Source organism: Lentisalinibacter orientalis, assembly GCF_040706535.1.
Lineage (GTDB): Bacteria > Pseudomonadota > Gammaproteobacteria > Steroidobacterales > Woeseiaceae > Lentisalinibacter > Lentisalinibacter orientalis.
Genome location: NZ_JAPDRJ010000004.1, coordinates 286,856 through 310,827 on the forward strand (window position 1 = coordinate 286,856; position 23,972 = coordinate 310,827).

The 23,972-nt window shown below is 67.5% G+C and carries 24 protein-coding genes and 1 tRNA gene; 11 read left to right on the forward strand and 14 right to left on the reverse strand.

Features of this window, described 5'->3' with window-relative positions; translation table 11 throughout:
* Positions 1-16: 16 nt before the first annotated feature.
* Positions 17-1,882 carry a signal peptide peptidase SppA gene (gene sppA / locus ACJMK0_RS15270; protein WP_405239513.1) on the forward strand — a complete coding sequence of 622 codons (1,866 nt, stop codon included), beginning with the start codon at positions 17-19 and terminating at the stop codon, positions 1,880-1,882.
* A 42-nt stretch (positions 1,883-1,924) separates the two neighbouring features.
* On the opposite strand, the gene tdh is transcribed toward sppA, so the two are convergent.
* Together tdh and kbl are read right to left on the reverse strand one after the other, a co-directional pair.
* Positions 1,925-2,953, reverse strand: coding sequence for an L-threonine 3-dehydrogenase (gene tdh / locus ACJMK0_RS15275; RefSeq protein WP_405239515.1), 1,029 nt, complete (start codon positions 2,951-2,953; stop codon positions 1,925-1,927).
* Positions 2,954-2,966: 13 nt separating this feature from the next.
* Entirely contained in the window at positions 2,967-4,166 is a 1,200-nt protein-coding gene (gene kbl, locus ACJMK0_RS15280; RefSeq protein ID WP_405239516.1) for a glycine C-acetyltransferase, read from the reverse strand.
* A 93-nt stretch (positions 4,167-4,259) separates the two neighbouring features.
* Here kbl and ACJMK0_RS15285 point away from each other — a divergent pair, with 93 nt between their 5' ends.
* Both ACJMK0_RS15285 and putA read left to right on the forward strand, forming a co-directional pair.
* Complete coding sequence (locus ACJMK0_RS15285) at positions 4,260-4,646, forward strand: RNA-binding S4 domain-containing protein (RefSeq protein WP_405239518.1); 387 nt, start codon at positions 4,260-4,262, stop codon at positions 4,644-4,646.
* Between the two features lie 49 nt (positions 4,647-4,695).
* Positions 4,696-7,869 (forward strand): bifunctional proline dehydrogenase/L-glutamate gamma-semialdehyde dehydrogenase PutA, encoded by a 3,174-nt coding sequence (gene putA / locus ACJMK0_RS15290; RefSeq protein WP_405239520.1) that lies wholly within the window; start codon positions 4,696-4,698, stop codon positions 7,867-7,869.
* A gap of 113 nt (positions 7,870-7,982) precedes the next feature.
* On the opposite strand, the gene ACJMK0_RS15295 is transcribed toward putA, so the two are convergent.
* From ACJMK0_RS15295 to ACJMK0_RS15330, 8 genes are read right to left on the reverse strand one after another with little or no spacing between them, the layout of a single operon-like run.
* Positions 7,983-8,534 (reverse strand): SixA phosphatase family protein, encoded by a 552-nt coding sequence (locus ACJMK0_RS15295; protein ID WP_405239522.1) that lies wholly within the window; start codon positions 8,532-8,534, stop codon positions 7,983-7,985.
* Positions 8,531-9,082, reverse strand: coding sequence for a putative Fe-S cluster assembly protein SufT (gene sufT / locus ACJMK0_RS15300; protein ID WP_405239695.1), 552 nt, complete (start codon positions 9,080-9,082; stop codon positions 8,531-8,533). Before sufT ends, ACJMK0_RS15295 begins: the two co-directional genes overlap by 4 nt.
* Positions 9,082-9,540, reverse strand: coding sequence for a Fe-S cluster assembly sulfur transfer protein SufU (sufU, locus tag ACJMK0_RS15305; protein WP_405239524.1), 459 nt, complete (start codon positions 9,538-9,540; stop codon positions 9,082-9,084). The genes sufT and sufU overlap by 1 nt, the downstream gene beginning before the upstream one ends.
* A 2-nt stretch (positions 9,541-9,542) precedes the next feature.
* On the reverse strand, positions 9,543-10,802 hold the full coding sequence (locus tag ACJMK0_RS15310) for a cysteine desulfurase (RefSeq protein WP_405239526.1): 1,260 nt from the start codon (positions 10,800-10,802) through the stop codon (positions 9,543-9,545).
* Positions 10,799-12,112, reverse strand: a complete 1,314-nt coding sequence (gene sufD, locus ACJMK0_RS15315) for a Fe-S cluster assembly protein SufD (RefSeq protein WP_405239528.1) — start codon at positions 12,110-12,112, stop codon at positions 10,799-10,801. The genes ACJMK0_RS15310 and sufD overlap by 4 nt, the downstream gene beginning before the upstream one ends.
* Positions 12,109-12,870 carry a Fe-S cluster assembly ATPase SufC gene (sufC, locus tag ACJMK0_RS15320; protein WP_405239530.1) on the reverse strand — a complete coding sequence of 254 codons (762 nt, stop codon included), beginning with the start codon at positions 12,868-12,870 and terminating at the stop codon, positions 12,109-12,111. The genes sufD and sufC overlap by 4 nt, the downstream gene beginning before the upstream one ends.
* 12 nt (positions 12,871-12,882) lie before the next feature.
* A complete protein-coding gene (sufB, locus tag ACJMK0_RS15325; protein ID WP_405239532.1) occupies positions 12,883-14,331 on the reverse strand; it encodes a Fe-S cluster assembly protein SufB in 1,449 nt (482 codons plus the stop codon).
* A 7-nt stretch (positions 14,332-14,338) separates the two neighbouring features.
* The gene (locus tag ACJMK0_RS15330) at positions 14,339-14,833 is read right to left on the reverse strand and encodes an SUF system Fe-S cluster assembly regulator (protein WP_405239534.1); all 495 of its coding nucleotides are present in this window, start codon (positions 14,831-14,833) and stop codon (positions 14,339-14,341) included.
* Positions 14,834-15,076: 243 nt separating this feature from the next.
* On the opposite strand from ACJMK0_RS15330, the gene ACJMK0_RS15335 reads away from it, so the two are divergent.
* The 5 genes from ACJMK0_RS15335 to ACJMK0_RS15355 are packed head-to-tail and all read left to right on the forward strand — an operon-like array spanning position 15,077 to position 18,157.
* Positions 15,077-15,892 carry an ATP-binding cassette domain-containing protein gene (locus ACJMK0_RS15335; RefSeq protein ID WP_405239536.1) on the forward strand — a complete coding sequence of 272 codons (816 nt, stop codon included), beginning with the start codon at positions 15,077-15,079 and terminating at the stop codon, positions 15,890-15,892.
* Between the two features lie 7 nt (positions 15,893-15,899).
* Complete coding sequence (gene mlaE, locus ACJMK0_RS15340) at positions 15,900-16,661, forward strand: lipid asymmetry maintenance ABC transporter permease subunit MlaE (RefSeq protein WP_405239697.1); 762 nt, start codon at positions 15,900-15,902, stop codon at positions 16,659-16,661.
* A 13-nt stretch (positions 16,662-16,674) separates the two neighbouring features.
* Positions 16,675-17,145 (forward strand): outer membrane lipid asymmetry maintenance protein MlaD, encoded by a 471-nt coding sequence (gene mlaD / locus ACJMK0_RS15345; RefSeq protein WP_405239538.1) that lies wholly within the window; start codon positions 16,675-16,677, stop codon positions 17,143-17,145.
* Positions 17,142-17,801, forward strand: a complete 660-nt coding sequence (locus tag ACJMK0_RS15350; protein WP_405239540.1) for an MlaC/ttg2D family ABC transporter substrate-binding protein — start codon at positions 17,142-17,144, stop codon at positions 17,799-17,801. Before mlaD ends, ACJMK0_RS15350 begins: the two co-directional genes overlap by 4 nt.
* On the forward strand, positions 17,798-18,157 hold the full coding sequence (locus tag ACJMK0_RS15355) for an STAS domain-containing protein (protein WP_405239542.1): 360 nt from the start codon (positions 17,798-17,800) through the stop codon (positions 18,155-18,157). The genes ACJMK0_RS15350 and ACJMK0_RS15355 overlap by 4 nt, the downstream gene beginning before the upstream one ends.
* Positions 18,158-18,206: 49 nt before the next feature.
* On the opposite strand, the gene ACJMK0_RS15360 is transcribed toward ACJMK0_RS15355, so the two are convergent.
* The 3 genes from ACJMK0_RS15360 to ACJMK0_RS15370 form a co-directional block, all read right to left on the reverse strand.
* Positions 18,207-19,688, reverse strand: a complete 1,482-nt coding sequence (locus ACJMK0_RS15360; protein ID WP_405239543.1) for a beta-barrel assembly-enhancing protease — start codon at positions 19,686-19,688, stop codon at positions 18,207-18,209.
* Positions 19,689-19,823: 135 nt separating this feature from the next.
* Complete coding sequence (locus tag ACJMK0_RS15365) at positions 19,824-20,294, reverse strand: peroxiredoxin (RefSeq protein ID WP_405239545.1); 471 nt, start codon at positions 20,292-20,294, stop codon at positions 19,824-19,826.
* 47 nt (positions 20,295-20,341) lie between these two features.
* Entirely contained in the window at positions 20,342-21,118 is a 777-nt protein-coding gene (locus tag ACJMK0_RS15370) for a glycine cleavage system protein R (protein ID WP_405239547.1), read from the reverse strand.
* Here ACJMK0_RS15370 and dapA point away from each other — a divergent pair.
* From dapA to ACJMK0_RS15385, 3 genes are all read left to right on the forward strand, one after another.
* On the forward strand, positions 21,026-21,922 hold the full coding sequence (dapA, locus tag ACJMK0_RS15375) for a 4-hydroxy-tetrahydrodipicolinate synthase (RefSeq protein ID WP_405239549.1): 897 nt from the start codon (positions 21,026-21,028) through the stop codon (positions 21,920-21,922). The genes ACJMK0_RS15370 and dapA overlap by 93 nt on opposite strands.
* The gene (locus ACJMK0_RS15380) at positions 21,919-22,203 is read left to right on the forward strand and encodes a hypothetical protein (protein ID WP_405239551.1); all 285 of its coding nucleotides are present in this window, start codon (positions 21,919-21,921) and stop codon (positions 22,201-22,203) included. Before dapA ends, ACJMK0_RS15380 begins: the two co-directional genes overlap by 4 nt.
* 55 nt (positions 22,204-22,258) lie before the next feature.
* Positions 22,259-22,349 (forward strand) — tRNA-Ser (locus ACJMK0_RS15385).
* 181 nt (positions 22,350-22,530) lie between these two features.
* On the opposite strand, the gene ACJMK0_RS15390 is transcribed toward ACJMK0_RS15385, so the two are convergent.
* Entirely contained in the window at positions 22,531-23,727 is a 1,197-nt protein-coding gene (locus tag ACJMK0_RS15390; protein WP_405239553.1) for an aromatic ring-hydroxylating oxygenase subunit alpha, read from the reverse strand.
* Positions 23,728-23,972 lie beyond the last annotated feature (245 nt).

The following is a 23,972-nucleotide window of genomic DNA, read 5'->3' on the forward strand; positions in this document are numbered from 1 at the left end:
GACGAGGAGTGAGAGCATGGCCCTGGGAAAAGCCCTGATGAGAGTCCTGCGAGCCCTGTGGCGCGGGCTGGACGGCATCCGCAAGATTCTGCATCTGCTGGTGCTGCTGTTCCTGTTCGCGCTCGTGGTCGCGGCCCTGTCGCCGCCGGTGGCCGAAGTGCCGCGCAAGGCGGCGCTGGTGATCGCGCCGGAGGGCTACCTGGTGGAGGAGTTCGAGGGCAACCCGGTGGATCGCGCCCTCGCCGAGGCCATGGGCGACGGCGTCGGCCAGACCCGGCTCCGTGACGTACAGGACGCCCTGGCGTGGGCCGCGGAGGACGACCGCATCCCGGCGGTGGTGCTCGAGCTGGACGCGTTCCTCGGCGGCGGGCTGACCAAGTTGCAGGCGGTCGCCAACGCCATCGAGACGTTCAAGGCGTCCGGCAAGCCCGTGATCGCCATGGGCAACGCCTACACCCAGGCGGGCTACTACATCGCCGCACATGCCGACGAGGTGTGGCTGCAGGATCAGGGCATGGTGTTCCTGCAGGGCTACGGCATCTACCGCAACTACTTCCGCGATGCCATCGACAAGCTCGGCATCGACTGGAACGTGTTCGCTGCGGGCACCTACAAGTCCTACGCGGAGCCCTTCACCCGCAACGACATGTCGGAGGCCGCGAAGACGGCCAACCGGGACCTGCTGGGCCAGCTCTGGCAGGCCTGGCTCGGTGGCGTGTCCGCCGCCCGGGGCCTGGACGCCGCCCGGCTGCAGGCGGGTATCGACAACCTGCCCGGGGAACTCGAGGCGAGCAACGGCCGTTTCGCCGACATGGCGGTCAGGCTGGGCCTGGCAGACCGGGTAACCACCCGGGCCGAGTTCCGCGAGCACATGATCGGCATCGCCGGCACCAACGGCGGGCAGGAAGACAGCTACCGCTCCATCGGCATGGATGCCTACCTGGACGGCCAGCGGCTGCTGCGCGGGGACGAGGCGGGCGCGAGCAACGTGGCGGTGGTCGTCGCGTCCGGTCCGGTGGTGGAGGGCGATGCGCCGGCCGGCAACATCGGCGGCGAGTCCACCAGCAACCTGATCCGGCGCGCGACAGAGGACGACTCGGTCAGGGCGCTGGTCCTGCGCGTCGACAGCGGCGGCGGCAGCACGTTCGCCTCGGAACTGATACTCGACGAGATCCAGGCCTTCAAGGCCACGGAGCGGCCGGTGATCGTCTCCATGAGCAGTGTGGCCGCCTCGGCCGGCTACTGGATATCGACCGCCGGCGACGAGATTCTTGCGCACCCCACGACCATCACGGGCTCCATCGGCGTCGTGGGCATGTTCCCCACATTCCAGCGCACGCTGGAGAAGGTGGGCATCAATACGGACGGAGTGGGTACGACGGCGCTGGCCGGCGCGCTGCGCCCGGACCGTGCCCTGGACGAGACGCTCCGGCGCACGATCGAAATCACGGTGGATACGACCTATCGGGACTTCGTCGACGGTGTCGCCGAGCAGCGCGGCCTGAAACGCGAGACGGTCGGCGACATCGCCGAGGGCCGGGTCTGGACCGGCCAGGACGCGCTGGAGTTCGGGCTGATCGACCGTTTCGGGGACCTGGACGATGCCATCGAGGCGGCGGCGGAGCGCGCCGGGCTCGCGGAGGGCGAGTACGGCGTGAAGTACGTGGAGCGGCCGCTGACGCCGGGCCAGGAGTTCCTGCTGCAGCTGCTGAACTCCCGCATCGGTCCGACGGTGGCGGGGGTGGCCGCGACCGGCTATGCCGGCCGTGGCTCGCCGCTGGCGCCGCTGGTGACCGCCGTCGAGGACGCGTGGCGCGGCATCGCCCGGTTCAACGATCGCCGCGGGACGTACGCCGACTGCTTCTGCGACGTCCTGCGCTAGTGAACGACCCCGCCGGCTGCGGCAGCCGGCGGGAGGCGGGCGTCAGGCGTGCCAGTCGAGCACGACCTTGCCGGACTGGCCGGACGACATCGTCTCGAACGCCTCGCCGTAGTCGGCGAGGGGGTAGTGGTGCGTGATGATCGGGCCCACGTCCAGTCCGCTCTGCAGCATGCTCGACATCTTGTACCAGGTCTCGAACATCTCGCGGCCGTAGATGCCCTTCACCATCAGGCCCTTGAAGATGATCTGGTTCCAGTCGATGGCGGTGTCCTCGGGCGGGATGCCCAGCAGCGCCACCCGGCCGCCGTGGTGCATGACTCGCAGCAGCTCGCGCAGCGCGGACGGCTGCCCGGACATCTCCATGCCGACGTCGAAGCCCTCGGTCATGCCGAGTGACTGCATGGCGTCGTCGATGGAATCCCGCCTGACGTTCAGCGTCATGGAGGCGCCCATCTGCCGCGCGAGGTCCAGGCGGTAGTCGTTCACGTCGGTGATCACCACGTGGCGGGCGCCTGCATAGCGGCAGATGGCCACCGCCATGATGCCGATCGGGCCCGCGCCGGTGATGATCACGTCCTCGCCCACGAGGTCGAAAGAAAGGGCGGTGTGGGTGGCGTTGCCCAGCGGGTCGAGTATGGCCGCCATATCGTCCGTGATGGCCTCGGGCAGTTTGAAGACGTTGAAGGCGGGGACCGAGATGTACTCGGCGAAGGCACCGGGGCGGTTCACGCCCACGCCCACGGTGTTGATGCACAGGTGACGCCGGCCGGCACGGCAGTTGCGGCACACGCCGCAGGTGATGTGACCTTCGGCCGAGACCCGGTCGCCCGGTTCGAGGCCGCGCACCTCGCTGCCCACCTCGACGATGCGGCCGCAGAATTCGTGTCCCACGGCCATGGGCACCGGGATGGTCTTCTTCGCCCAGTCGTCCCACTGGTAGATGTGGATGTCCGTGCCGCAGATGGCGGTCTTGGACACCTCGATGAGGACGTCGTTGTGGCCGACCTCGGGCTCCGGGATGTCCTCGAGCCAGATGCCGGGTTCGGCGAGCTTCTTCACCAGTGCTTTCATAACGCCTCCGCTGTCAGCTTATGACGCCGAGTTCCCGGCCCACGGCCGCGAAGGCGTCGATGGCCCGGTCGAGGTGTTCCCGGTCGTGTCCGGCGGACATCTGGGTGCGGATGCGCGCCTTGCCGTGGGGCACCACCGGATAGGAGAAACCGATCACGTAGATGCCGTGGTCCAGCAGCCGGTCGGCCATCTGCGTAGCCAGGCGCGCATCGCCCAGCATCACCGGGATGATGGGGTGCTCGCCCGGCAGCAGGTCGAAGCCGAGCGCCTCCATGCGGCTGCGGAAATACTCCGCGTTCGCGGCGAGCTTCTCGCGCAGCCCGCTGTCGGACTCGAGCAGATTCACCACCTCGATGGAGGCGGCGGCGATCACCGGCGCCAGCGTGTTCGAGAAGAGATAGGGTCGGGAGCGCTGCCGCAGCCAGGCGACGATCTCCCGGCGCCCGGCGGTGAAGCCGCCGGAGGCGCCGCCCAGCGCCTTGCCCAGCGTGCTGGTGATGATGTCCACCCGGCCCATCACGTCGCGATACTCGTGGGTGCCGCGGCCCTCCCGGCCGAGGAAACCGGTGGCGTGGCAGTCGTCGATCATCACCAGCGCCTGGTACTCGTCGGCCAGATCGCAGATGCGCTGCAGGTCGGCGATGGTGCCGTCCATAGAGAAGACGCCGTCGGTAGCGATAAGGCGCACGCGCGCGTCCTTCGCGGCTCGCAGCTGCGCCTCCAGGTCCGCCATGTCGTCGTGCCGGTAACGGTAGCGCTGCGCCTTGCACAGGCGGATGCCGTCGATGATGCTGGCGTGATTCAGCTCGTCGCTGACGACGGCGTCCTCCGGCTCCAGCAGGGTCTCGAACAGACCGCCGTTGGCGTCGAAACAGGACGGGTAGAGGATCGTGTCCTCGGTGCCCAGGAAATCGCTGATGCGCTCTTCCAGCTCCTTGTGCACGGTCTGGGTCCCGCAGATGAAACGCACCGAGGCCATGCCGTAGCCGTGCTCGTCGATGGCCCGGCGGGCCGCGGCGACGATCTGCGGATGGTTTGCCAGGCCCAGGTAGTTGTTGGCGCAGAAATTGATGACGTGGCGCGTGTCGCCGTCCTCGCGCACGTCGATCTCGGCCTGCTGGGGCCCGGTGATGACCCGTTCCTCCTTGTACAGACCCTGTTCCTTCAGCTCTTCGGTCGCTTCGGACAGCGATGCCAGAAACGCTTCTTTCACGGCGATACTCCTTGCTTGCGCTGGGCCGGAGTATATCAGCCGTGGCCATCGCAGCCTCTGGAGTATGGGCCGGCGAGGCGCGACAATGCGGGCATGAGCGAAGACGCATTGCGCATCGACAAGTGGCTCTGGCACACCCGGTTCTTCAAGACCCGCGGGCTCGCCGCGAAAGCCGTCTCCGGCGGGCACGTGCACGTCAACGGCGAGCGGGTGAAGGCGTCCCGCATGGTCAGGGTCGGCGACCGGCTGGAGATCACCCGGGACCGGCTGACCTGGCGGCTGACCGTGCTGACGCTGCCCCCGCGCCGGGGTCCCGCCAGGGAAGCCGAGGCCTGCTACCATGAGGAAGAGGGGAGCCGGCGGGAGCGCGAGGCGCTGATCGAGACGCTGCGCCAGGACCGTCGCGCCATGCCGCGCACGGACGGCCGGCCGGACAAGCACACGCGGCGCGAGCTGCGCCGACTGAATCGCAAGGCCTGAACCGGTCGTTCGCCGGGACGAAGGCTGCGCACGAGCGAAGGGCGCTATCTTGAACAGGGAAACCGCAACGGGCGCCGGTCGGCGCCTTCCGGATCAGCCGGCCGCGGCCTCGCCGCTGGACGGGGCCATCAACGAGCGCTACCTCACCGACGAGTCGAACGTGGTGGCGGAACTGCTGGAGCGCGCCGACGCCGGGCAGGCGCTGCGCGAGCGGGTGCGCGAGACGGCGGTGGAGCTCGTGGCCCGGGTGCGCGAGACGGAGCGCCGCCACGGCGGGCTGGACGCATTCCTGCACAAGTACGACCTGTCGTCCCAGGAAGGCGTGGTGCTGATGTGCATCGCCGAGGCGCTGTTGCGCATACCGGATGCGGATACGGCCGACCGGCTCATCGCCGACAAGCTGACCTCGGGCCGCTGGGAGGAACACCTCGGCAGCAGCGAGTCGTTGTTCGTCAACGCTTCCACCTGGGGACTGATGCTGACCGGCCGGCTCATGCGGCTCGACGAGGCCACCATCCGCAACCCGGCGAAGTTCCTCGGCAAGCTGACCAGCAAGGCGGGCGAGCCCGTGGTGCGGCAGGCGATGCGCCAGGCCATGAAGATCATGGGTCACCAGTTCGTGATGGGGCGCGATATCGAAGAGGCGCTGGAGCGGGCCGGCGAGGGCGGCAACCGGCGCTACCGCTATTCCTACGACATGCTCGGCGAGGCGGCGCTCACGGCAGAAGACGCCGAGCGCTACTTCCGGGCCTACGCCGGCGCCATCGAGGCGATCGGCGGCGCGGCCGGCGACGACGTCATCGCGGCTCCGGGCATCTCGGTGAAACTCTCCGCCCTGCATCCGCGCTACGAGTTCACGCAACGGGGGCGGCTGCTGGATGAACTGGTGCCGCGTCTGGCCCGGTTGACGGAGATGGCCCGGGACGCGGGGATACCGCTGACGGTGGATGCGGAGGAGGCGGACCGGCTGGAGATCTCGCTGGAGATCTTCGCAGCCGTCGCCGAGAGCACCTCGGCGGCGGGCTACGACGGCCTGGGTCTCGCCGTGCAGGCGTACCAGAAGCGGTCGCTGCCGGTGATCCGCTGGCTGGCGGAGCTGGCCGGGCGCACCGGCCGGCGCATCCCGGTGCGCCTGGTGAAAGGGGCGTACTGGGACACCGAGATCAAGCGCGCCCAGGAGCAGGGGCTCGAGGGCTATCCCGTGTTCACCCGCAAGGCCAACACCGACGTCTCCTTCCTCGCCTGTGCCCGCGAGCTGCTGGATGCCGGCGAGCGGCTCTATCCCCAGTTCGCCACCCATAACGCGCATACGCTGGCGAGCATCCTGCACCTGGCGGGGCAGCGGCGGGACTACGAGTTCCAGCGGCTGCACGGCATGGGCGAGGAGCTCTACGAGCAGGTGGTCGACCCGGAGCGCTACGACCGGCCCTGCCGCGTGTATGCACCGGTGGGCAGCCACGAGGACCTGCTGCCGTACCTCGTGCGCCGGCTGCTCGAGAACGGTGCCAATACCTCTTTCGTCAACCGCATCGTGGACGAGGAGGCGCCGGTGGAGGAGATCGTGGCAGATCCGGTCGAAGCGGTGCGGAGCCTGTCGTCCTATCCCCATCCGCGCATCCCGCTGCCGGCCGCCATCTACGGCGAGGAGCGGCGGAATTCCCGCGGGCTGAACCTTGCCGACCGGGCCCTGCTGGGCGGCTGGCTGGAGCGCATGCAGAAGGCCCTGGATGGCGGTCACCATGCGCGCCCGCGGGTGGCCGGCCGCGCGCTGTCCGGACGGCCGGTGGAGTCGCGCAATCCGGCGCGCACGGGCGAGGTCGTGGGCGTGGTCGAGTACGCGGACGGCGCCGCGGTGGACCGGGCGCTCGGGACCGCGTCCGCGGCCTGGTACGACTGGAATGCGACCGATGCGGCGACGCGAGCCAATATCCTGCGGCGTGCCGCCGACCTCTACGAGGAGGAGGCGCCCGCCCTCATGGCGCTGTGCGTGGCCGAGGCGGGCAAGAGCATCGGGGACTCCCTGGGAGAGGTCCGCGAGGCGGTGGACTTCCTGCGCTATTACGCGGCGCGCGCGGAGGCACTGTTCGCCGCGCCGCTGCCGATGGCCGGGCCGACCGGCGAGCGCAACGAGCTCAGGCTGCAGGGCAGGGGCGTGTTCGTCTGCATCAGCCCGTGGAACTTCCCGCTGGCGATCTTCACCGGCCAGGTGGCGGCGGCGCTCGCGGCCGGCAATACGGTGCTCGCGAAGCCGGCCGAGCAGACCTCGCTGATCGCGGCCCGGGCGGTGGACATCCTGCACCGGGCCGGCGTGCCGGGCGAGGTATTGAATTTCCTGCCCGGCGAGGGCGGGGAGGTGGGTGCGGCGGCCGTGGCCGACCCGCGTGTGGCGGGGGTGGCCTTCACCGGCTCCACGGAGACGGCGCGGCTGATCAACCGGACGCTGGCCGAGCGGCCGGGGCCCATCGCGGCGTTCATCGCCGAGACCGGCGGACAGAACGCGATGCTGGTCGACAGTTCCGCGCTGCCGGAGCAGGTGGTCAAGGACGCGGTGTATTCCGGGTACAACAGCGCCGGCCAGCGGTGCTCTGCGCTGCGCATCCTGTGCGTGCAGCGGGACATCGCGCCACGGGTGATCGAACTGCTGACCGGCCACATGGACGAGCTCAGCGTGGGCGATCCTGGCCTGCTGAGCACCGACGTGGGTCCGGTCATCGATGCCGGGGCGCAGGAGATGCTGGAACGATACGTGGCCGACATGGGCGCGAGGTCATCTCTGGTGCACCGTACGACGCTCGGCGAGGGCACGGGCGGCGGCACCTTCGTGGCGCCGACGGCCATCGAGATCGAGCGTATCGATCAGCTGGGCCGCGAGGTTTTCGGGCCCGTGGTGCATATCTACCGCTATCGCGCGCGAGATCTGCGCAAGACCGTCGAGGCGATCAACGCCACGGGGTACGGCCTGACCATGGGCGTGCACAGCCGCATCGACCGGCGAGCGCGGGACATCGCCGCCTGGGCCCGGGTGGGGAACCTGTACGTCAATCGAAACATGATCGGTGCGGTCGTGGGCGCTCAGCCCTTCGGCGGTCAGGGCCTGTCGGGCACCGGCCCGAAGGCCGGCGGACCGCATTACCTGCTGCGCTTCGCCACGGAATGCAGCGTCAGCAACAACACCGCGGCGGTCGGCGGCAACGCAACCCTGCTATCCCTCGCCGCCGAGTAGGAGGTGCCGGACCGAACTTTTCCAACTTATTTCAGTTTTCGGGTCGCGGCGCATCTGCGCGATGGAATCGGATCAGAATAAGTTCAGAAAGTTGGAAAAGTTCGGTCCGGCACCTAATCGGTGCGGTCGTGGATTCTTTTTGGGTAGTCGTAGGCGATCAGGCGGAACTCGGCGGTGAAGAACTCTCGCCAGTCCTTTGCCTCGGCGCCCACGGTGACGAAGCCGGCCGTGACCAGGTTGTCGGTGAGGCCCGGAAGCAGCCTGTTCACCAGGTCGGTGAGCCCCGGGTTATGGGCGCAGATCAGCAGGTGGTTGAAGCTCCCGTCCTGGCGGCCGATCACCTCCACCAGGGTCCCCGCGCTGGCGAGGTACAGGTCTGCATCCCGCTGCAGGAACTCGCGCGGGTAGCCGATCACCCGGGCGACTGCCTTCGCAGTGGCCCACGCCCGTTTGGCAGGACTGCTGACGATCAGCGAGGGACGGACGCCGGCCGCCTGCAGGCGCCGGCCCATGTCGGGAGCGTCCTCGCGGCCCCGGCTGCTGAGCGGCCGGTCGAAGTCGGACACGGAATCGTCCTTCCAGCTCGACTTCGCATGGCGCAACAGCGTCAGCGTCTTCTCCCGGTCCCCCGGCGGCTGGGAGGGATGGCCGCGCTGCTCGATCACATCATGCCCGTCTGCAGCCGCGCCTCGTCGCTCATCATCGACTGGTTCCAGGGCGGGTCGAACACCAGTTCCACCCGCACGTCCGCCACCGTCGGGATGACGGACACCTTCTCGCGCACGTCCTCGACCAGGATGTCGCCCATGCCGCAGCCGGGCGCGGTCAGCGTCATGTCGATGTCCACCCGCCGCTCGCCCTGGCCGAGACGGCTGATCTCACAGCGGTAGATCAGCCCCAGGTCGGCGATGTTCACCGGGATCTCCGGGTCGTAGCAGGTCTTCAGCTGGGACCAGATCACGGCCTCCAGCTCCTCGTCGGTGGCATCCTCGGGCACCTCCGGCGGCGGCACCGGCTCCTTGCCCAGCGCATCCGCGTCGGCGCCGGCGATCCGGAACAGGTTGCCTTCCAGGAAGATGGTGAAACTGCCGCCGAGCGCCTGGGTGATGTGGGCCGTGGCGCCCTCGCGCAGTGTCACCTCTTCGCCCATGGGTATGATCACCGCCCGCACGTCGCGGGTGAGGGTGACCGGTTCGCTGTTATGCCCGAACATCATGATTCAGTGCTCACCTTTCCTTCGTGTCTCGTCAGTGCCGCGCGCAGCGCATGCCAGGCCAGGCTGGCGCATTTTACCCGGGACGGGAAATCCCGCACCCCGGCCAGCGCCTCCAGCTTGCCGAGCCCGTCGCCGGCATCCTCGCCGCGGAGCATCGCCTGGATGCCGTCCGCCGCGTCCAGCGCCTCGGCCTCGGAGTGGCCGTACACGGTCTCGGTCAGCAGCGAGGCCGAGGCCATCGATATGGCACAGCCGCTGCCCTCGAACGCAGCATCCCGCACCTCGCCGTCCTCGACGCGGAAGTACAGATGCAGCTTGTCGCCGCACAGCGGATTCACGCCTTCCGCTTCGTGCGTGTAGCGCTCCGGCCGTCCGAAATGGCGCGGATGGCGGGCATGGTCCAGGATCAGCTCCCGGTACAGCTCCCGCAGTTGCCCGGCCGAGGATTCCGCCACGGTCAGCCTCCGAAGATCTCTTTCGCGCGCCCCAGCGCCGCCACCAGCCGGTCCACGTCTTCCCGGTTGTTATAGAGCCCGAGCGAGGCCCGCGCGGTGCCCGGCAGGCCGTAACGCTCCATCACCGGCATGGCGCAATGGTGACCCGTGCGGATGGCGACGCCGAGCTGGTCCAGGATAGTACCCAGGTCGTGGGGATGGATGTCGTCCAGCATGAACGAGACCACGCCCACCTTGTGGGGCGCCGTGCCGATGATGCGCAGCCCCTCCACGGTGGCCAGCTGCTGGTTCAGGTAGGCCAGCAGTTCGGTCTCGTAGCGGGCGACCTCGGCCGGCCCGATGCCGGCCAGGTAATCCACCGCCGCGCCGAGCCCGACGGCACCCGAGATGTTCGGCGTGCCGGCCTCGAACTTGTACGGCAGCTCGTTCCAGGTGCTGCCCTCGAAGGAGACGGTGAGGATCATGTCGCCGCCGCCCTGCCAGGGAGGCATCTCCTCCAGCAGCGCCTCCCGGCCGTACAGCACGCCGATGCCGGTGGGGGCGTACATCTTGTGGCCGGAGAAGGCGAAGAAATCGCAGCCGAGCTCCTGCACGTTCACGGGCCCGTGGGGCACCGCCTGGGCGCCGTCCACCAGCGTCACGATGCCGCGCTCGCGGGCCAGCGCGATGATCTCCCGCGCGGGCGTGATGGTGCCGAGGGCATTCGACGTATGGGAGAAGGCGATGAGCTTCGTGCGCTCGCCGATCAGCGCCTTCAGTGCCTCGAGGTCCACCGCGCCGGCGTCGTCGATGGGGGCGACGCGCAGCACCGCGCCGGTGCGCTCGCAGAGCATCTGCCAGGGGACGATGTTGGCGTGATGCTCCAGCCAGGTGATCAGGATCTCGTCGCCGGCGCCGATGTTCTCCGCGCCCCAGCTGTTCGCCACCAGGTTGATGGCCTCCGTGGTGCCCCGCGTGAAAACGATCTCCGAGGTCGAGGCCGCGTTGATGAATCCGCGGACCCTCTCCCGCGCGCCCTCGTAGGCTTCGGTCGCGCGGTGGCTCAGCGTATGGACTCCGCGGTGCACGTTGGCGTGGTCGCACTTCTCGTAGTGATCCACGGCCTCGATCACGGCCAGCGGCCGCTGGGAAGAGGCGGCGCTGTCCAGGTAGGTCAGCGGCTGACCGTTCACCTCCTGGAACAGGATCGGGAAGTCCGACCGGCGGGCCTCGACGGCCGCGGTGGCGAGATCGCCCGCTATCTGATTCTCCTGAGCACTCACAGCAACGACTCCAGTTCGTCGAATTCCGGCAGGCCGCCGACCAGCATGCGCTCCATGCGCCGCGCCAGCGCCGGCGAATTCGTGCGGCCGAGCAGCTCGCGCAGGAACGCGAAGATCAGCAGGTGACGGGCGCTCTCCGTGTCGATGCCCCGGGAGCGCAGATAGAACAACGCGGTCTCGTCCAGCTGGCCGACCGTGGCGCCGTGGCTGCACTTGACGTCGTCGGCATAGATCTCCAGCTCCGGTTTGGTGTCGACTTCCGCCTTGTCCGAGAGCAGCAGATTGCGGTTGGACTGGGCCGCGTCGGTGCCGTCGGCGCCGGCATGCACCATCACCTTGCCGTTGAACACGGCCCGGCTGCGGTCCTTCAGCACGCCGCGGTAGTCCTCGGTGCTGACCGTGTCCGGCGCCTCGTGGTCGATGCGGGTGTGGTTGTCCACGTGCTGATCGCCGCCCGTCACGTAGATGCCGTTCAGGCTGACGGCGGCTTCGCGGTCGGTGAGACGCACCATCGTGTCGTGGCGCACCAGGCGGCCGCCCAAGTCGAGGCTGTGGCAGTCCAGTCGGGCACGCGCCGCCAGCGTGGCATGCAGGCGGCTTATCTGGAAGCTCTGCGCCGGCTGTCGCTGCAGCCGGAAGTGCTCGATGCGTGAGGCCTCGTGCTGGACGATGTCGGTGACCACGTTCGTGAAGCGCCGCGCGTCCGTCTCGCCGGCATAGTGTTCCACGATCGTTGCGCGGGCATGCGCCCCGGCCTCGACGACTATGCGCGGGCTCGCCACGGCGCTCGCCTCGCCGGTGACCACGAAGACGAGGTAGAGCGGGCGGTCGAGCACGGCGGTGTCGGCGAGGGACAGACGCAGCCCGTCCGTGAGGAGGGCGCCGTTCAGTGCCGTCATCGCATCCGCGGAGGCGCCGGCGGCGCTCTGCGGCGGCAGACCCGTCTTCAGCAGCGGCTCCACGGAGACGCCTTCCGGCAGCGCGTCCGGCAGGGAGTCGGCGTCCAGGCGTCCGTCGACGAATACCACGGAGTGCGCATCGAACTCGCCGAGCACCTCCCGCGCGAGCGCCGCCGCCCGGCGCTCCGCTGTCTCGCCCGGCGCCTCGGTGGTGCCTGCCAGCCAGTCGTCGCTGAAATCCGCGAGCGGCGCCAGGCTGGTGTACTTCCACTCCTCCTGGCGCACGTGGGGGAAACCCGCCTCCAGAAATCGTTCGAGGTTCGTCTCGCGGAACCGGGCCAGCCAGTCGGGTCCCGGCCGGGCCTCGACGGCCTGACGCAGCCGCTTCTCGTCGAGGGACGGTGCCTTCATGCGTTCGCCGCCTCGCGCAGCCAGTCGTAGCCGCGCTCCTCGAGTTCCAGCGCCAGGTTCTTGTCGCCGGAGCGCACGATGCGTCCCCGGGACAGCACGTGTACCGCGTCGGGCTCGATATAGTCGAGCAGGCGCTGGTAGTGGGTGACCATCACGATCGCCCGATCCGGCGTGCGCAGGGAATTCACGCCCCCGGCAACGACCTTCAGCGCGTCGATGTCCAGGCCCGAGTCCGTCTCGTCCAGCAGGCACAGCGCCGGCTCCAGCACTGCCATCTGCAGGATCTCGTTGCGCTTCTTCTCGCCGCCGGAGAACCCCTCGTTCACGCCCCGGTTCAGGAAGCTCTGGTCCATCTGCATGAGGCTCATCTTCGAGCGCACGAGCTTCAGGAAGTCGATGGCGTCCACCTCGGGCTCGCCCCGGGCCTTGCGCACCGCGTTCAGGGCGGCCTTCAGCAGGTAGGCGTTGTTCACGCCCGGGATCTCCACCGGGTACTGGAAGGCGAGGAAGACGCCTTCCCGGGCGCGCTCCTCGGGATCCATCTCCAGCAGGTCGCGGCCGCGGAAGCGCACTTCGCCGTCCGTGACCTCGTAGTCGTCGCGGCCCGCCAGCACGTGGGCCAGCGTGCTCTTGCCCGAGCCGTTCGGGCCCATGATGGCGTGCACCTCGCCGGCGTTCACCGTCAGGTCGAGGCCGCGGAGGATCTCGGTGTCCTCGACGGTGGCGTGCAGATTGCGGATTTCGAGTAAGGGTTCCATGTAGTGTCCTCGTCAGCCCACGGCGCCTTCCAGGCTCACGTTCAGCAGAGCCTGGGCTTCCACGGCGAATTCCATGGGCAGTTCCTTGAAGACTTCCTTGCAGAAGCCGTTCACGATGAGATTGACGGCATCCTCCTCGGAGATGCCGCGCTGGCGGCAATAGAACAGCTGGTCCTCGCCGATCTTCGACGTGGTCGCCTCGTGTTCCACCTTTGCCGAGGGGTTCTTCACCTCCACATAGGGGAAGGTGTGCGCGCCGCACTCCTTGCCGATCAGCAGCGAGTCGCACTGGGTGTAGTTGCGCGCCCTGTGCGCGCCCGGCATCACCCGCACGAGGCCCCGATAGGCCTGCTGGGCGCGGCCGGCGGAGATGCCCTTGGAGACGATCGTGCTGGAGGTGTCCTTGCCGATGTGGATCATCTTGGTGCCGGTGTCGGCCTGCTGCAGGTTGTTGGTGACCGCCACCGAGTAGAACTCGCCCACCGAGCGGTCGCCCCGCAGGACGCAGCTCGGATACTTCCAGGTGATGGCCGAGCCGGTTTCCACCTGGGTCCAGGAGATCTTGGAATCGTCCCCGCGGCAATCGCCCCGCTTGGTGACGAAGTTGTAGATGCCCCCTCTGCCTTCCTCGTCGCCGGGATACCAGTTCTGCACGGTCGAGTACTTGATCTCCGCGTCCTTCATGGCGACCAGCTCGACGACGGCCGCATGCAGCTGGTTCTCGTCCCGCATGGGGGCCGTGCAGCCCTCGAGGTAGCTCACGTGGCTGCCCTCCTCGGCGACGATCAGCGTGCGCTCGAACTGGCCGGTATTGGCCGCGTTGATGCGGAAATAGGTGGACAGCTCCATGGGGCAGCGCACGCCCTTCGGCACGTAGACGAAGCTGCCGTCGGTGAAGACCGCAGAGTTCAGCGCCGCGAAGAAGTTGTCCCGGCGTGGCACCACGCTGCCGAGGTACTTGCGGACCAGTTCCGGGTGCTCACGGATGGCCTCGGAGAACGAGCAGAAGATCACGCCGGCCTCGGACAGCTTCTCCTTGAACGTGGTGGTGACCGAGACGCTGTCGAAGACCGCATCCACGGCCACGCCGGCCAGGCGCGCGCGCTCGTGCAGGGGGATGCCCAGCTTGTCGTAGGTCTCGAGCAGCTTCGGGTCCACCTCGTCCAGGCTCTTCGGGCGGTCCGCGTCGGACTTGGGCGCCGAGAAATAGGAGATGGCCTGGAAATCGATGGGCGGATGCTGCACGTGCGCCCAGTTCGGCTCGCGCATCTTCAGCCAGTGCCGGTACGCCTGCAGCCGCCACTCCAGCATCCACTCCGGCTCGTCCTTCTTCGCCGAGATCATGGCGATGACGTCCTCGGACAGGCCGGGCGGCACGGTGTCCGCCGCGATGTCCGTGTAGAAGCCGTGCCGGTACTTGCTCTTGACCAGTGTCTCTACTTCGGTGCTCTTGGTAGCCATAGTGCGCTCAGTGTGTGTCCGTGTTGTCTTCCCGGCCGATGTCTGCGGTCGCCGCGGTGGCGGCAGGCATGGGCACGAGCGTGAATGTGGGGATGGCGGGGCGCGGTTTCTGCAGCTCGGTGAGGCTGATACCCGCCAGCGCCCGCCGGATCTGCAGGTTGATCTGCTGCCAGGAGCTGCCCACGCTGCAGTTCTCCTCGAGCTCGCAGCTGGATTCCCGGCCGCTGCACTCGGTGATGGCCAGCGGGCCCTCCAGGGCGTCGATGATATGGGCTGCGCTGATTGCTTCCGGCGCCTGCGCCAGCCGGTAGCCGCCGTTCGCGCCGCGCTCGGAGGCCACGAGGCCGGCGCGGGCGAGCTGTTTCAGCAGCTTGCTGACGGTGGGGGCGCCCAGCCCGGTCGCCGCGGCGATCTCGCTGGCGCTCTGCAGCTCATGGTCGGCGTCCGCCAGGTACGCGAGGACCACGGTCCCGTAATCGGTGAGTTTCGAGATTCTCAGCATTGCGGCTCTCTCGATTGATGGATCGGGGCTGAAGCCGACCGACGGGTCGGGGCTGAAGCCCGGCGACCGATCGGGGCTGAAGCCCCTCCTACAGTCTATAGGGGACCATTTTAGTACTAATTGGTTTCCGGTGCCAGATCGCGGGCGCATTCCGGGCGGCCCGGGGCAGGGTATTTTGCTATCCTCTGCCGTTTGCGCAACGCCCGGACCCGGGCCCGGCGCACCGGCGGCACAGGGACGGAGATGACCCAGAAGACGGAAAACGTGGTCGAGATCCGCGGCCTCTGCTATTCGCGGGGCCAGCGCCAGATATTCGATCATCTGGATATCGACATCAAGCGGGGCAAGGTCACCGCCGTCATGGGCCCCAGCGGCACCGGCAAGACCACGCTGCTGCGTCTGATCACGGGGCAGCTCGTGCCCGACCGTGGCACGATCGTGGTCGATGGCGAGGACGTCTCCAAACTCAACCGGAGCGGCATCTACCGGATGCGCAAGAAGATCGGCATGCTGTTCCAGAACGGCGCGCTGCTCACGGATTATTCAGTGTTCGAGAATGTGGCCTTCCCGCTGCGCGAGCACACCAATCTGCCGGACCGCCTCATCCGCCATATCGTGCTCACCAAGCTGCACGCGGTCGGGCTGCGCGGCGCGGCCGCCCTCATGCCGTCCGAACTCTCCGGGGGCATGGCGCGGCGGGTGGCGCTGGCCCGTGCCATGGTCATGGATCCGGAGATTCTCATCTACGACGAGCCGTTCGTGGGACTCGACCCCATCTCGATGGGCGTGATCGTGCGTCTCGTCCGGCGCATGAACGACATCCTCGGCATCTCCAGCATCGTGGTCAGTCATGACGTGCAGGAGATCAGCACGGTTGCCGACGTGAGCTATCTGATCTCGGACGGCAAGGTGGTGGCGTCGGGCAGCCCGGAGGAGCTGAGCGGCGCGCCCTCGGAGCTGGTCAGGCAGTTCATGCACGGCATGGCGGACGGCCCGGTGCCGTTCCATTACCCGGCGCCGGACTACGCGGAGCAGCTCCTCGGCCGCGAGGGCGACTGATACCGTGCTGCGGGAGCTCCTTTACGCGCTGGCCGGCTTCCTGCAGACCTTCGGTCAGCTGCAGCTGTTCTTTCTGCGCCTCGTGGCCGCGACCCCGCGGGCGATCTGGCGCCGCTTCCCGCTCGTCGTGCAGCAGGTCCACAATACTGGAGCGCTGTCGCTGCCCATTATCATCACCTCCGCCTTCTTCGTGGGCGCCGTCCTCGGCCTGCAGGGTTACGACAACCTGTCCCGATTCGGTTCCGAGGATGCGCTGGGTGTGTTCGTCGCGCTGTCGCTCATGAAGGAACTCGGCCCCGTAGTCACGGCGCTGCTGTTCGCCGGGCGGGCCGGCACGGCGCTCGCCTCGGAGATCGGTCTCATGCGAGCCACGGACCAGCTCTCGGCCATGGAGATGATGGCCGTGGACCCCATCCGGCGGGTGGTGATGCCCCGGTTCCTCGGCGGCGTCATCGCCATGCCGCTGCTCGCGGGCATCTTCAGCGCGGTGGCGATCTTCGGCGCCTACATGGTGGGCGTCGTGCTGATGGGGGTTGATATCGGCGCCTTCTGGGCGCAGATGAGGGAGAGTGTGGAGCTGGCCGACATCATGGAGGGCGTGGTCAAGAGCGTCGTCTTCGGTGTGGCGGCCAGCCTGCTCGCCGTGTTCGAGGGTTACAATGCCCTGCCGACGGCGGAAGGGGTCGGCAGGGCGACGACGCGCACGGTGGTCATTTCCTCCATCGCCGTGCTCGTTCTCGATTTTCTGATTACCGCCGCCTTGATGTGAAGGGACAGCGCTTATGCAACAGACCAGAGCCGTAGAGATCAGCACCGGGTTGTTCGTGTTCCTGGGCTTCGCCGCGCTGTTCTTCCTGATCACGCAGACGACCACCATCGGCGGTTACGTGCAGGACGACACCTACGAGGTGACGGCCCGGTTCGAGAATGTGGGCAGCCTGAAGGTGCGCTCGCCGGTGAGCATGGCCGGCGTTACCATCGGACGGGTGAATGCCATCGAGTTCGACCCGCAGCGACTGGATGCGGTCGTGACCATGCGTATCGAGAACCGCTACGACCAGATACCGGAGGACTCCGACGCCAGCATCCTCACCGCCGGATTGCTCGGCAGCCAGTACATCGGGCTCCAGCCAGGCGGCTCGGAGATGTACCTGGAGGACGGCAGCGAGGTGCTGTTCACCCAGTCCGCGGTGGTGCTGGAAAACCTGATCGGCAAATTCCTGGTGAATATGGGTTCGGGAGGCAACGAATGAGAATGTGGATGACGACCCTGGCGCTGCTGGGGGTATTGCTGAGCCTCCCGGGTGTCGCCCGGACGGAGGAGGATCCGACAGCCGTGATCGAGACCGCGGTGGACGAGCTCTCGCAGGCCCTCGAAGGCCGCAAGCTGGAGCTCTCGGAGAACCGACAGGAGCTGTACGAGGTGATCGACGGCATTCTGCTGCCGCGCTTCGACCGCCGCTACGCCGCCCAACTCGTGCTGGGCCGCTACTGGCGCACGGGCAGCGAGGAGCAGCAGGAGCGCTTCATCCGGGCCTTCTACCAGGCTCTGCTCGAGCGCTATGCCGACGGCGTGCTGGAGTTCGACGAGGAGCGCATCGAAGTGCTGCCCTTCCGCGGCGACGCCGAGGAACGGCGTACTACGGTCCGGACCGAGGTCAAACTGGACGACGGCAGCAAAGTACCGGTGAACTACGGCCTGGTGAAGCGCGACGACGGCTGGAAGGTCTATGACGTGACCGTCGAGGGCATCTCCTACGTGCGCAATTTCCGCACCGAGCTCAACGCGGAGATCGCCAGCAAAGGGCTGGAGCCCGTCATCCAGCGCCTGGAGCGCGAGGCGGGTTTGCGCGAAGGCGAGGGCGGGGACTCCGGGTCCGCCGACGCGGAAGGCACGGGCGAGGAGTGAGCGAGCGCTGGGAGTTCCGTGACCTCGGCGAGGGTCGTTTCGCGCTGGACGGCGAGATGACCTTCGGGACGGCGGCCGCGATACTGCGGGAGAGCATCGAGTACTTCGCCGATCACACGCTGCTGGAAGTGGATCTGGGCGGCGTCACGAAGACCGACAGCGCGGGCCTGGCACTGCTCCTGGAGTGGATCACCTGGGCCAACCACACCGTGCGCGAGATTCACTTCCGCCGTATACCGGAGAAGGTCACCAACATCGCCCAGACCAGCGACGTGGAGGAACTCCTGAGCGTGGGTGAGCGCTGGGTGGGATTCATCGAGGACCGTGGGGGCGAGGAGAGCGCCGCGCCACCCTGAGTCTCCGCGGTCGGTGCGCCGCTCGAACGCCGCTCGATCCCGGCTGCCGTCAGCCGATCCCCGGATTCCGGCCGGGATCGTTCCGTGCCACCTCCCTGAGCTGCTCCTCGCTCAGGTATTCCTTGATGAAATCGATACGGGCCTCGAAGCGCGCGCGCTGGATCGGTTCGGTCTCCGGCAGCTCCAGCCCCCGCGACAGGAAGCCCACGGCCCGCACGAGGTCGCCGATCATGATGTTGTACTCGGACAGGTAGTAGTGGGCTTCGGCGGTCTCGCCGGCCGCGATGGCGGCCCGGGCGATCAGCCGCACCTGCTCCGGCGTGGGCGGCGTGTTGTTCAGCAGGTCCAGCAGCATGTCGTGGGCCATGTCGCCCCGGCCCAGCTGCAGCAGCGTCTCGGCGTAGCTGATCACCAGTGGCACATTGCGTGGGAACAGCTCGCGGGCGTTCGCATAGGTGGACAGCGAGGCCATCTCGTTGTCGTTCGCCATCTGCGCCTCGGCCAGGCCGATGTGGTAGGCGATCACGTCCTCGTTGCGGTCGATCAGCCGCTCGAAGATGCGCTGCGCCTCGGCCGGCCGGTCCATGCGCAGCAGCACCAGCGCCTCGCCGTAAAGCGCGGCATCGCCCGCCGGCGCGGATTCGCGGAAGTAGGTGAGGGCATCCCGGGGCGAGGTGCGGCCCTGGGCGATGATCCGCGCCTTGGTCAGGCCGTAGCCCATCGTTTCCTCCACCTCGGCCACGTTCAGGGCGGCCGCCCGGGCGCGGGTCTCGGCGATGCGGGCGCTGGACACCGGGTGGGTGCGGAGGAATTCGGGGACGCTGCTGGCGAACGGTCCCGACCGACGGCCGATGGTGGCGAAGAAGTCGGGCATGCCCTGGGGGTCGAAGCCGGCGGCGGCCATCGTGGCGACGCCGACCCGGTCCGCCTCGTACTCGTTGCGGCGGGTGAAATCGATCCGGTTCTGCACCAACATGCCCTGGGCGCCCATGATGGCGCCCTGGGTGGCGTCGCTGCCCCCATCCGCGGCCATGCCCACAAGGATAGCGCCCAGCATGGTGGCCAGCGTGATGATGCTGGCCCGCGAGTTGTTGTAGATGGAGCGCGCGATGTGGCGCTGGGTGACGTGGGCGATCTCGTGGGCCAGCACGCCGGCCAGCTCGCTCTCGTCCTCCGTCGCCTCGATCAGGCCGGTGTGCACGCCGATGAAGCCGCCGGGCAGGGCGAACGCATTGATGCTGGGGTCGTCGACGACGAAGAACTCGAAATCCTGCTCGCCGTCGTTGGCATGCGCCACCAGCCGGTGGCCGATCGCCTCGATATATTCGGTGATCTGGGGGTCGTCGACGACCCTGCCCCGGTTCCTGAGCTCGCGCATGATGGCGCGGCCGATGCGGGCCTCCTCCGACTTGGGCAGCATGGCGTTGGCCGGGCTGCCGATGTCCGGCAGGTCGGCGGCCGCCAGCAGAGGGCCGCCGCTCGCGAGCATCGCCGCCAGCGGCGCGATCAGCAGCATGGTCCTGCCGGCCATAGCGGCCAGTTTTCGGAGGTCAGCCAACATGGAAGATAGGACAATGACCGGCATATTGCGTTCCCGATTATACGCCGGCCGTTCGTGGCAGACCGTCAGGAAGTGTCAGCGGGAGGTACGGACGGGGCCTGGGCGTCAGGCCAGCTCCTTCGCCGCCTCCAGCACTTCCTCGGCGTGGCCCTTCACCTTTACCTTGCGCCATTCCCGCCGCAGCTTGCCCTGGTCGTCGATCAGGAAGGTGCTGCGCTCGATGCCCATGACCTTGCGCCCGTACATGTTCTTCTCCTTGATCACGTCGAACTGGCTGCACAGCTGCTCCTCGGCATCGGACAGCAGGTCGAAGGGGAACTCGTGCTTGGCGCGGAACTTCTCGTGGGAGCCGATCGAGTCACGGGAGATCCCCAGGATCACCGTATTGGCCCGCTTGAACTTGCCGTGCAGATCGCGGAAGTCCTGGCCCTCGGTGGTACATCCGGGGGTGGAGTCCTTCGGGTAGAAGTACAGCACGACATTCCTGCCGCGCAGATCCTTCAGGCGAACCGTCTTGTCGCCCGTTGCGGGCAGCTTGAAGTCCTTGACCACCTTGCCGATCTCGGGTGCGCTCATCGGGGTCTCTCCTCCTGCAATGGAATCCGTGCCGGGCGGCGCCGGCGTCAGGCTTTCACCGGTTCGAGTATGGCGTCCAGGTTGTACTGATCGCACATCTCCATGAACTCTTCGCGAAGCTGGGCGATGTGGATGCGCTCCGGCACGCTGATGTTCATCTGCACGGAGAACATCGGCGCGCCGGTGTGGGCGGCCGCGTAGCTGCGGGTGCTGAGCTCGGCGATGTCGATGCCCCGGCTCGAGAAGAAGCGGGCGATATTGAACACGACTCCCTGCTGGTCGAGGCAGACGACGTCCACGGCGTAGGGCAGGCTGTCCCGCTTCTCCATCCGCTCCCGGGTCTGGCGCAGGGTGGCGTTGATCCCGTGCTCTTTCTCGAGCTTGCCGAGCTCGGTCTCCAGCCGGTTCACGGTATGCCAGTTGCCGGAGACCAGCAGCAGCATGGCGAATTCCTGGCCGAGGGTGCTCATGCGGCTCTCGATGATGTTGCCGCCGCACTCCAGGATGGTCTCCGTCAGGTCCTGAACTACACCGGTTCGGTCGTTTCCGATAGCTGAAATAACAATAAGTTGAGACATTTTTCTCGAATAGGTTATGGGTCTGGCGCGGCTGGCTGGTCGCCGCAGTGTACTGTGATTGTAGCGGCGTGCAAGCAATTGATTTGCCGCGCACTCTTGCCGCGGACCGGCCCCGGCCAGTACCATCGCCGGCTTGTTCACGCGGAGTAATCCATGATCCAGGGCAGCCTGGTCGCGCTGGCGACGCCGTTCACCGATGCCGACGAGGTCGACTATGGGGCGCTCGAGCGCCTGATCGATTTCCATTGCGAGGCGGGGACGGACGGCCTGGTCATCGCCGGCACGACGGGTGAATCGGCCACGCTCCTCAAAGAGGAGCACGCCGAGCTGGTGCGCCGCTCCGTGGAACTCGCGGACGGACGCATCCGGATCCTGGCCGGTACCGGCTCCAACTCCACCCGCCAGACCCTGGCGCTGTCGCAGGCGGTCGACGGCGCCGGCATCGACGGGTTCCTGATGGTGGTGCCGTACTACAACAAGCCGACCCAGGAGGGCATGTTCCGGCACTTCTCGACCGTGGCGGATGCCGTGAGCAAGCCCGTGATGCTCTACAACGTACCCGGCCGGACGTCTTCGGACCTGTTGCCGGAGACTGTGGCCAGACTGGCGGCGCACGAGCGCATCTTCGGCATCAAGGACGCCACCGGCGACATTCGCCGGCTGCAGGCGATGCAGGCGGTCTGCCCCGCGGATTTCCGCTATTTCAGCGGCGACGACTTCACCAGCGCAGACTTCCTGCTCGGCGGCGGTCACGGCGTGGTGTCGGTGACGGCGAACGTGGCGCCGGCTCTCATGGCGGAGCTGTGCCGGGCGGCCGCGGCCGGCGACGAGGCGACGGTGCGCGAGATCGACGCGCGCCTGCAGCCGGTGAACAAGGCCATGTTCCTGGAGTCGAATCCCATCCCGGTCAAGTGGGCCCTGCATCGCATGGGCTTCATGGGTACGGGCATACGGCTGCCGCTCACGCCGCTGGACGCGCGCTTTCGGCAGCAGGTGGACGAGGCACTCAAGGGCGCCGGCATCATGTCGGGCGCGGAGACGAACGAATGAAACGACTCATCCTCTGGCCGGCGATGGCGGTGCTGCTGAGTGGCTGCTTCGGGCTCGGCCTGGGCGGCGACGACTGCAGCAAGTCCAAGCCCTACCAGCAGAGCCGGCTCACGGATCCGGTGAAGGTGCCGGAGGGCCTGAGCGGCCTGGACGAAGGTCGGGACCTGGAGGTGCCGGTAGCTTCGACGCCGCCGGGCGCCGGGGAGGGCCGCTGCCTGGAAGAGCCGCCGCCGTTCTCCCAGCGCATGGCCGAGACCCGCGGCGACGACGAGGAAGATTGAACTGGCGGGGCCGCTGCAGTAATCTGCGCGCCCGCTTTAGCGGGATGAGAATTCCGGAGAGGTGGCCGAGTGGTCGAAGGCGCATGATTGGAATTCATGTATAGGGTAACCCCCTATCGAGGGTTCGAATCCCTCCCTCTCCGCCAAAAAACAAGAAAAGGGCCCTCGCGGCCCTTTTTTTGATTTTCGCTGAACCGGGGTTCGAACCCTCGATATCAGACAATCGGGTTCGAGCCGCCCGCAGGGTGAGCTTGCGAAGCAGGCGAATCAATCCCTCCCTCTCCGCTACTCCATAGATGACGAAGAAGGCGCGGCGCCGGCCCGGCGTCACTCCATGAGCTTGCGATTCTCCTCGGCAACCTGCCCGAGGGCGGGCGCTGCGTCGAGCGTCGTCACCGGCACGAGCCGGCGGACCATTTCGTGGAAGCGCCAGATACCGCTCTCCTCCGAGGACAGCGGCCCGGGGCGGTAGCCGGTCGTCGCCAGACCTTTCTGTACCCGTTCGCACAGGTCGCGATCCTCGTCGTTGATCGAACCGTTGATATCGAGGTTCAGGTGACGGAGCTTCTGCTCCTCGCGGGTCGGGTTCGGGTGGCCGTAGAAGAGCGCGCGGACCAGGGTCTTGTCATGCCCCAGCGGCATGATCTGGAAAATGTCCAGCAGCTCGGGGTAGAGGTCGATGCCCAGGTTGCCGGAGAGGCCGAACTGCACCCAGCGATTGTGCAGATCCTCCGGGATTCGCTCGAAGGCGGCGGGAAACAGCTCCTGGTATCGGCGCTCGGCGTCGACGGTCGAGGGCTTGTCCCGTATGGCGAACACGCCGTAACTCAGGCCGCTGGTCAGCTCTTCGCCCTCGTCCGTGCTCTTCACCAGGCGGTTGAGACCGGGGTGCCCGACCGGGATATGGTAGTTCTCGAGGTAATTGTCCCAGGCCACCTTCCAGTTACATTCCCAGACCTGCTGCACCGGTTCTGCGCAGGCCACGTAGGAACCGGTGTCGTACTGCTCGAAGTACTCCGCCGTGTGCGCGAACTGCTCCGCCACGCTCGGGCCGTCGCCACGGACGCGCACGAACAGGAGCCCGTGGAAATCCTCCAGCTGGATCTCGTGCAGCCCGAACTGCCCGCGGTCGATCTCGGCGAAGTTCTCTTCCCGGGGGATACCGAGCAGGGAACCGTCGAGTTGGTAGGTCCAGCCATGGTAGGGACATTTGACCACGCCGCGGCAATGTCCCTTGCCCTCGAATATCCGCGAGGCCCGGTGCCGGCAGACATTGAGGAAAGCCCGCAGCTCACCATCCTTGCCGCGCAGCACCACCGCACTATCGCGGCCGAAATCGACGGTCACGTAGTCGCCGGGCTCCGGTACTTCGTTCCGATGGCCCGCCAGCTGCCAGCGGCGCAGGAAAAACGCCTCGTATTCCAGATCGAGGACTTCGGGGTTCAGGTAGGTCCAGGGCGCCAGCGGTTCGCCGACTTTCTCGGGGTTGCGCAGGGGCCTGATTTCCGCGGATTTGGTGGCCATTTCGTCTCCTTTCGCCTCTCCATACTAGCGCAGGCGGGCGGATGGCGGCGAATCAGGCACCGGCAGTGCCGGTTTACGCGGTGTAGAGAAAGGCACAGGCCGGCATCCCGGACCTTCGGTTTCGGTACCGGCGTCCGCATCCGGCTTGTGGCCCGAAATCGGATCATCTATGGTGAAAAGGCACATCGATCAGATGCGAGCTCATGCTCATCCAGGGACCCTACAAGAAAGTGCTCGACTGGTGG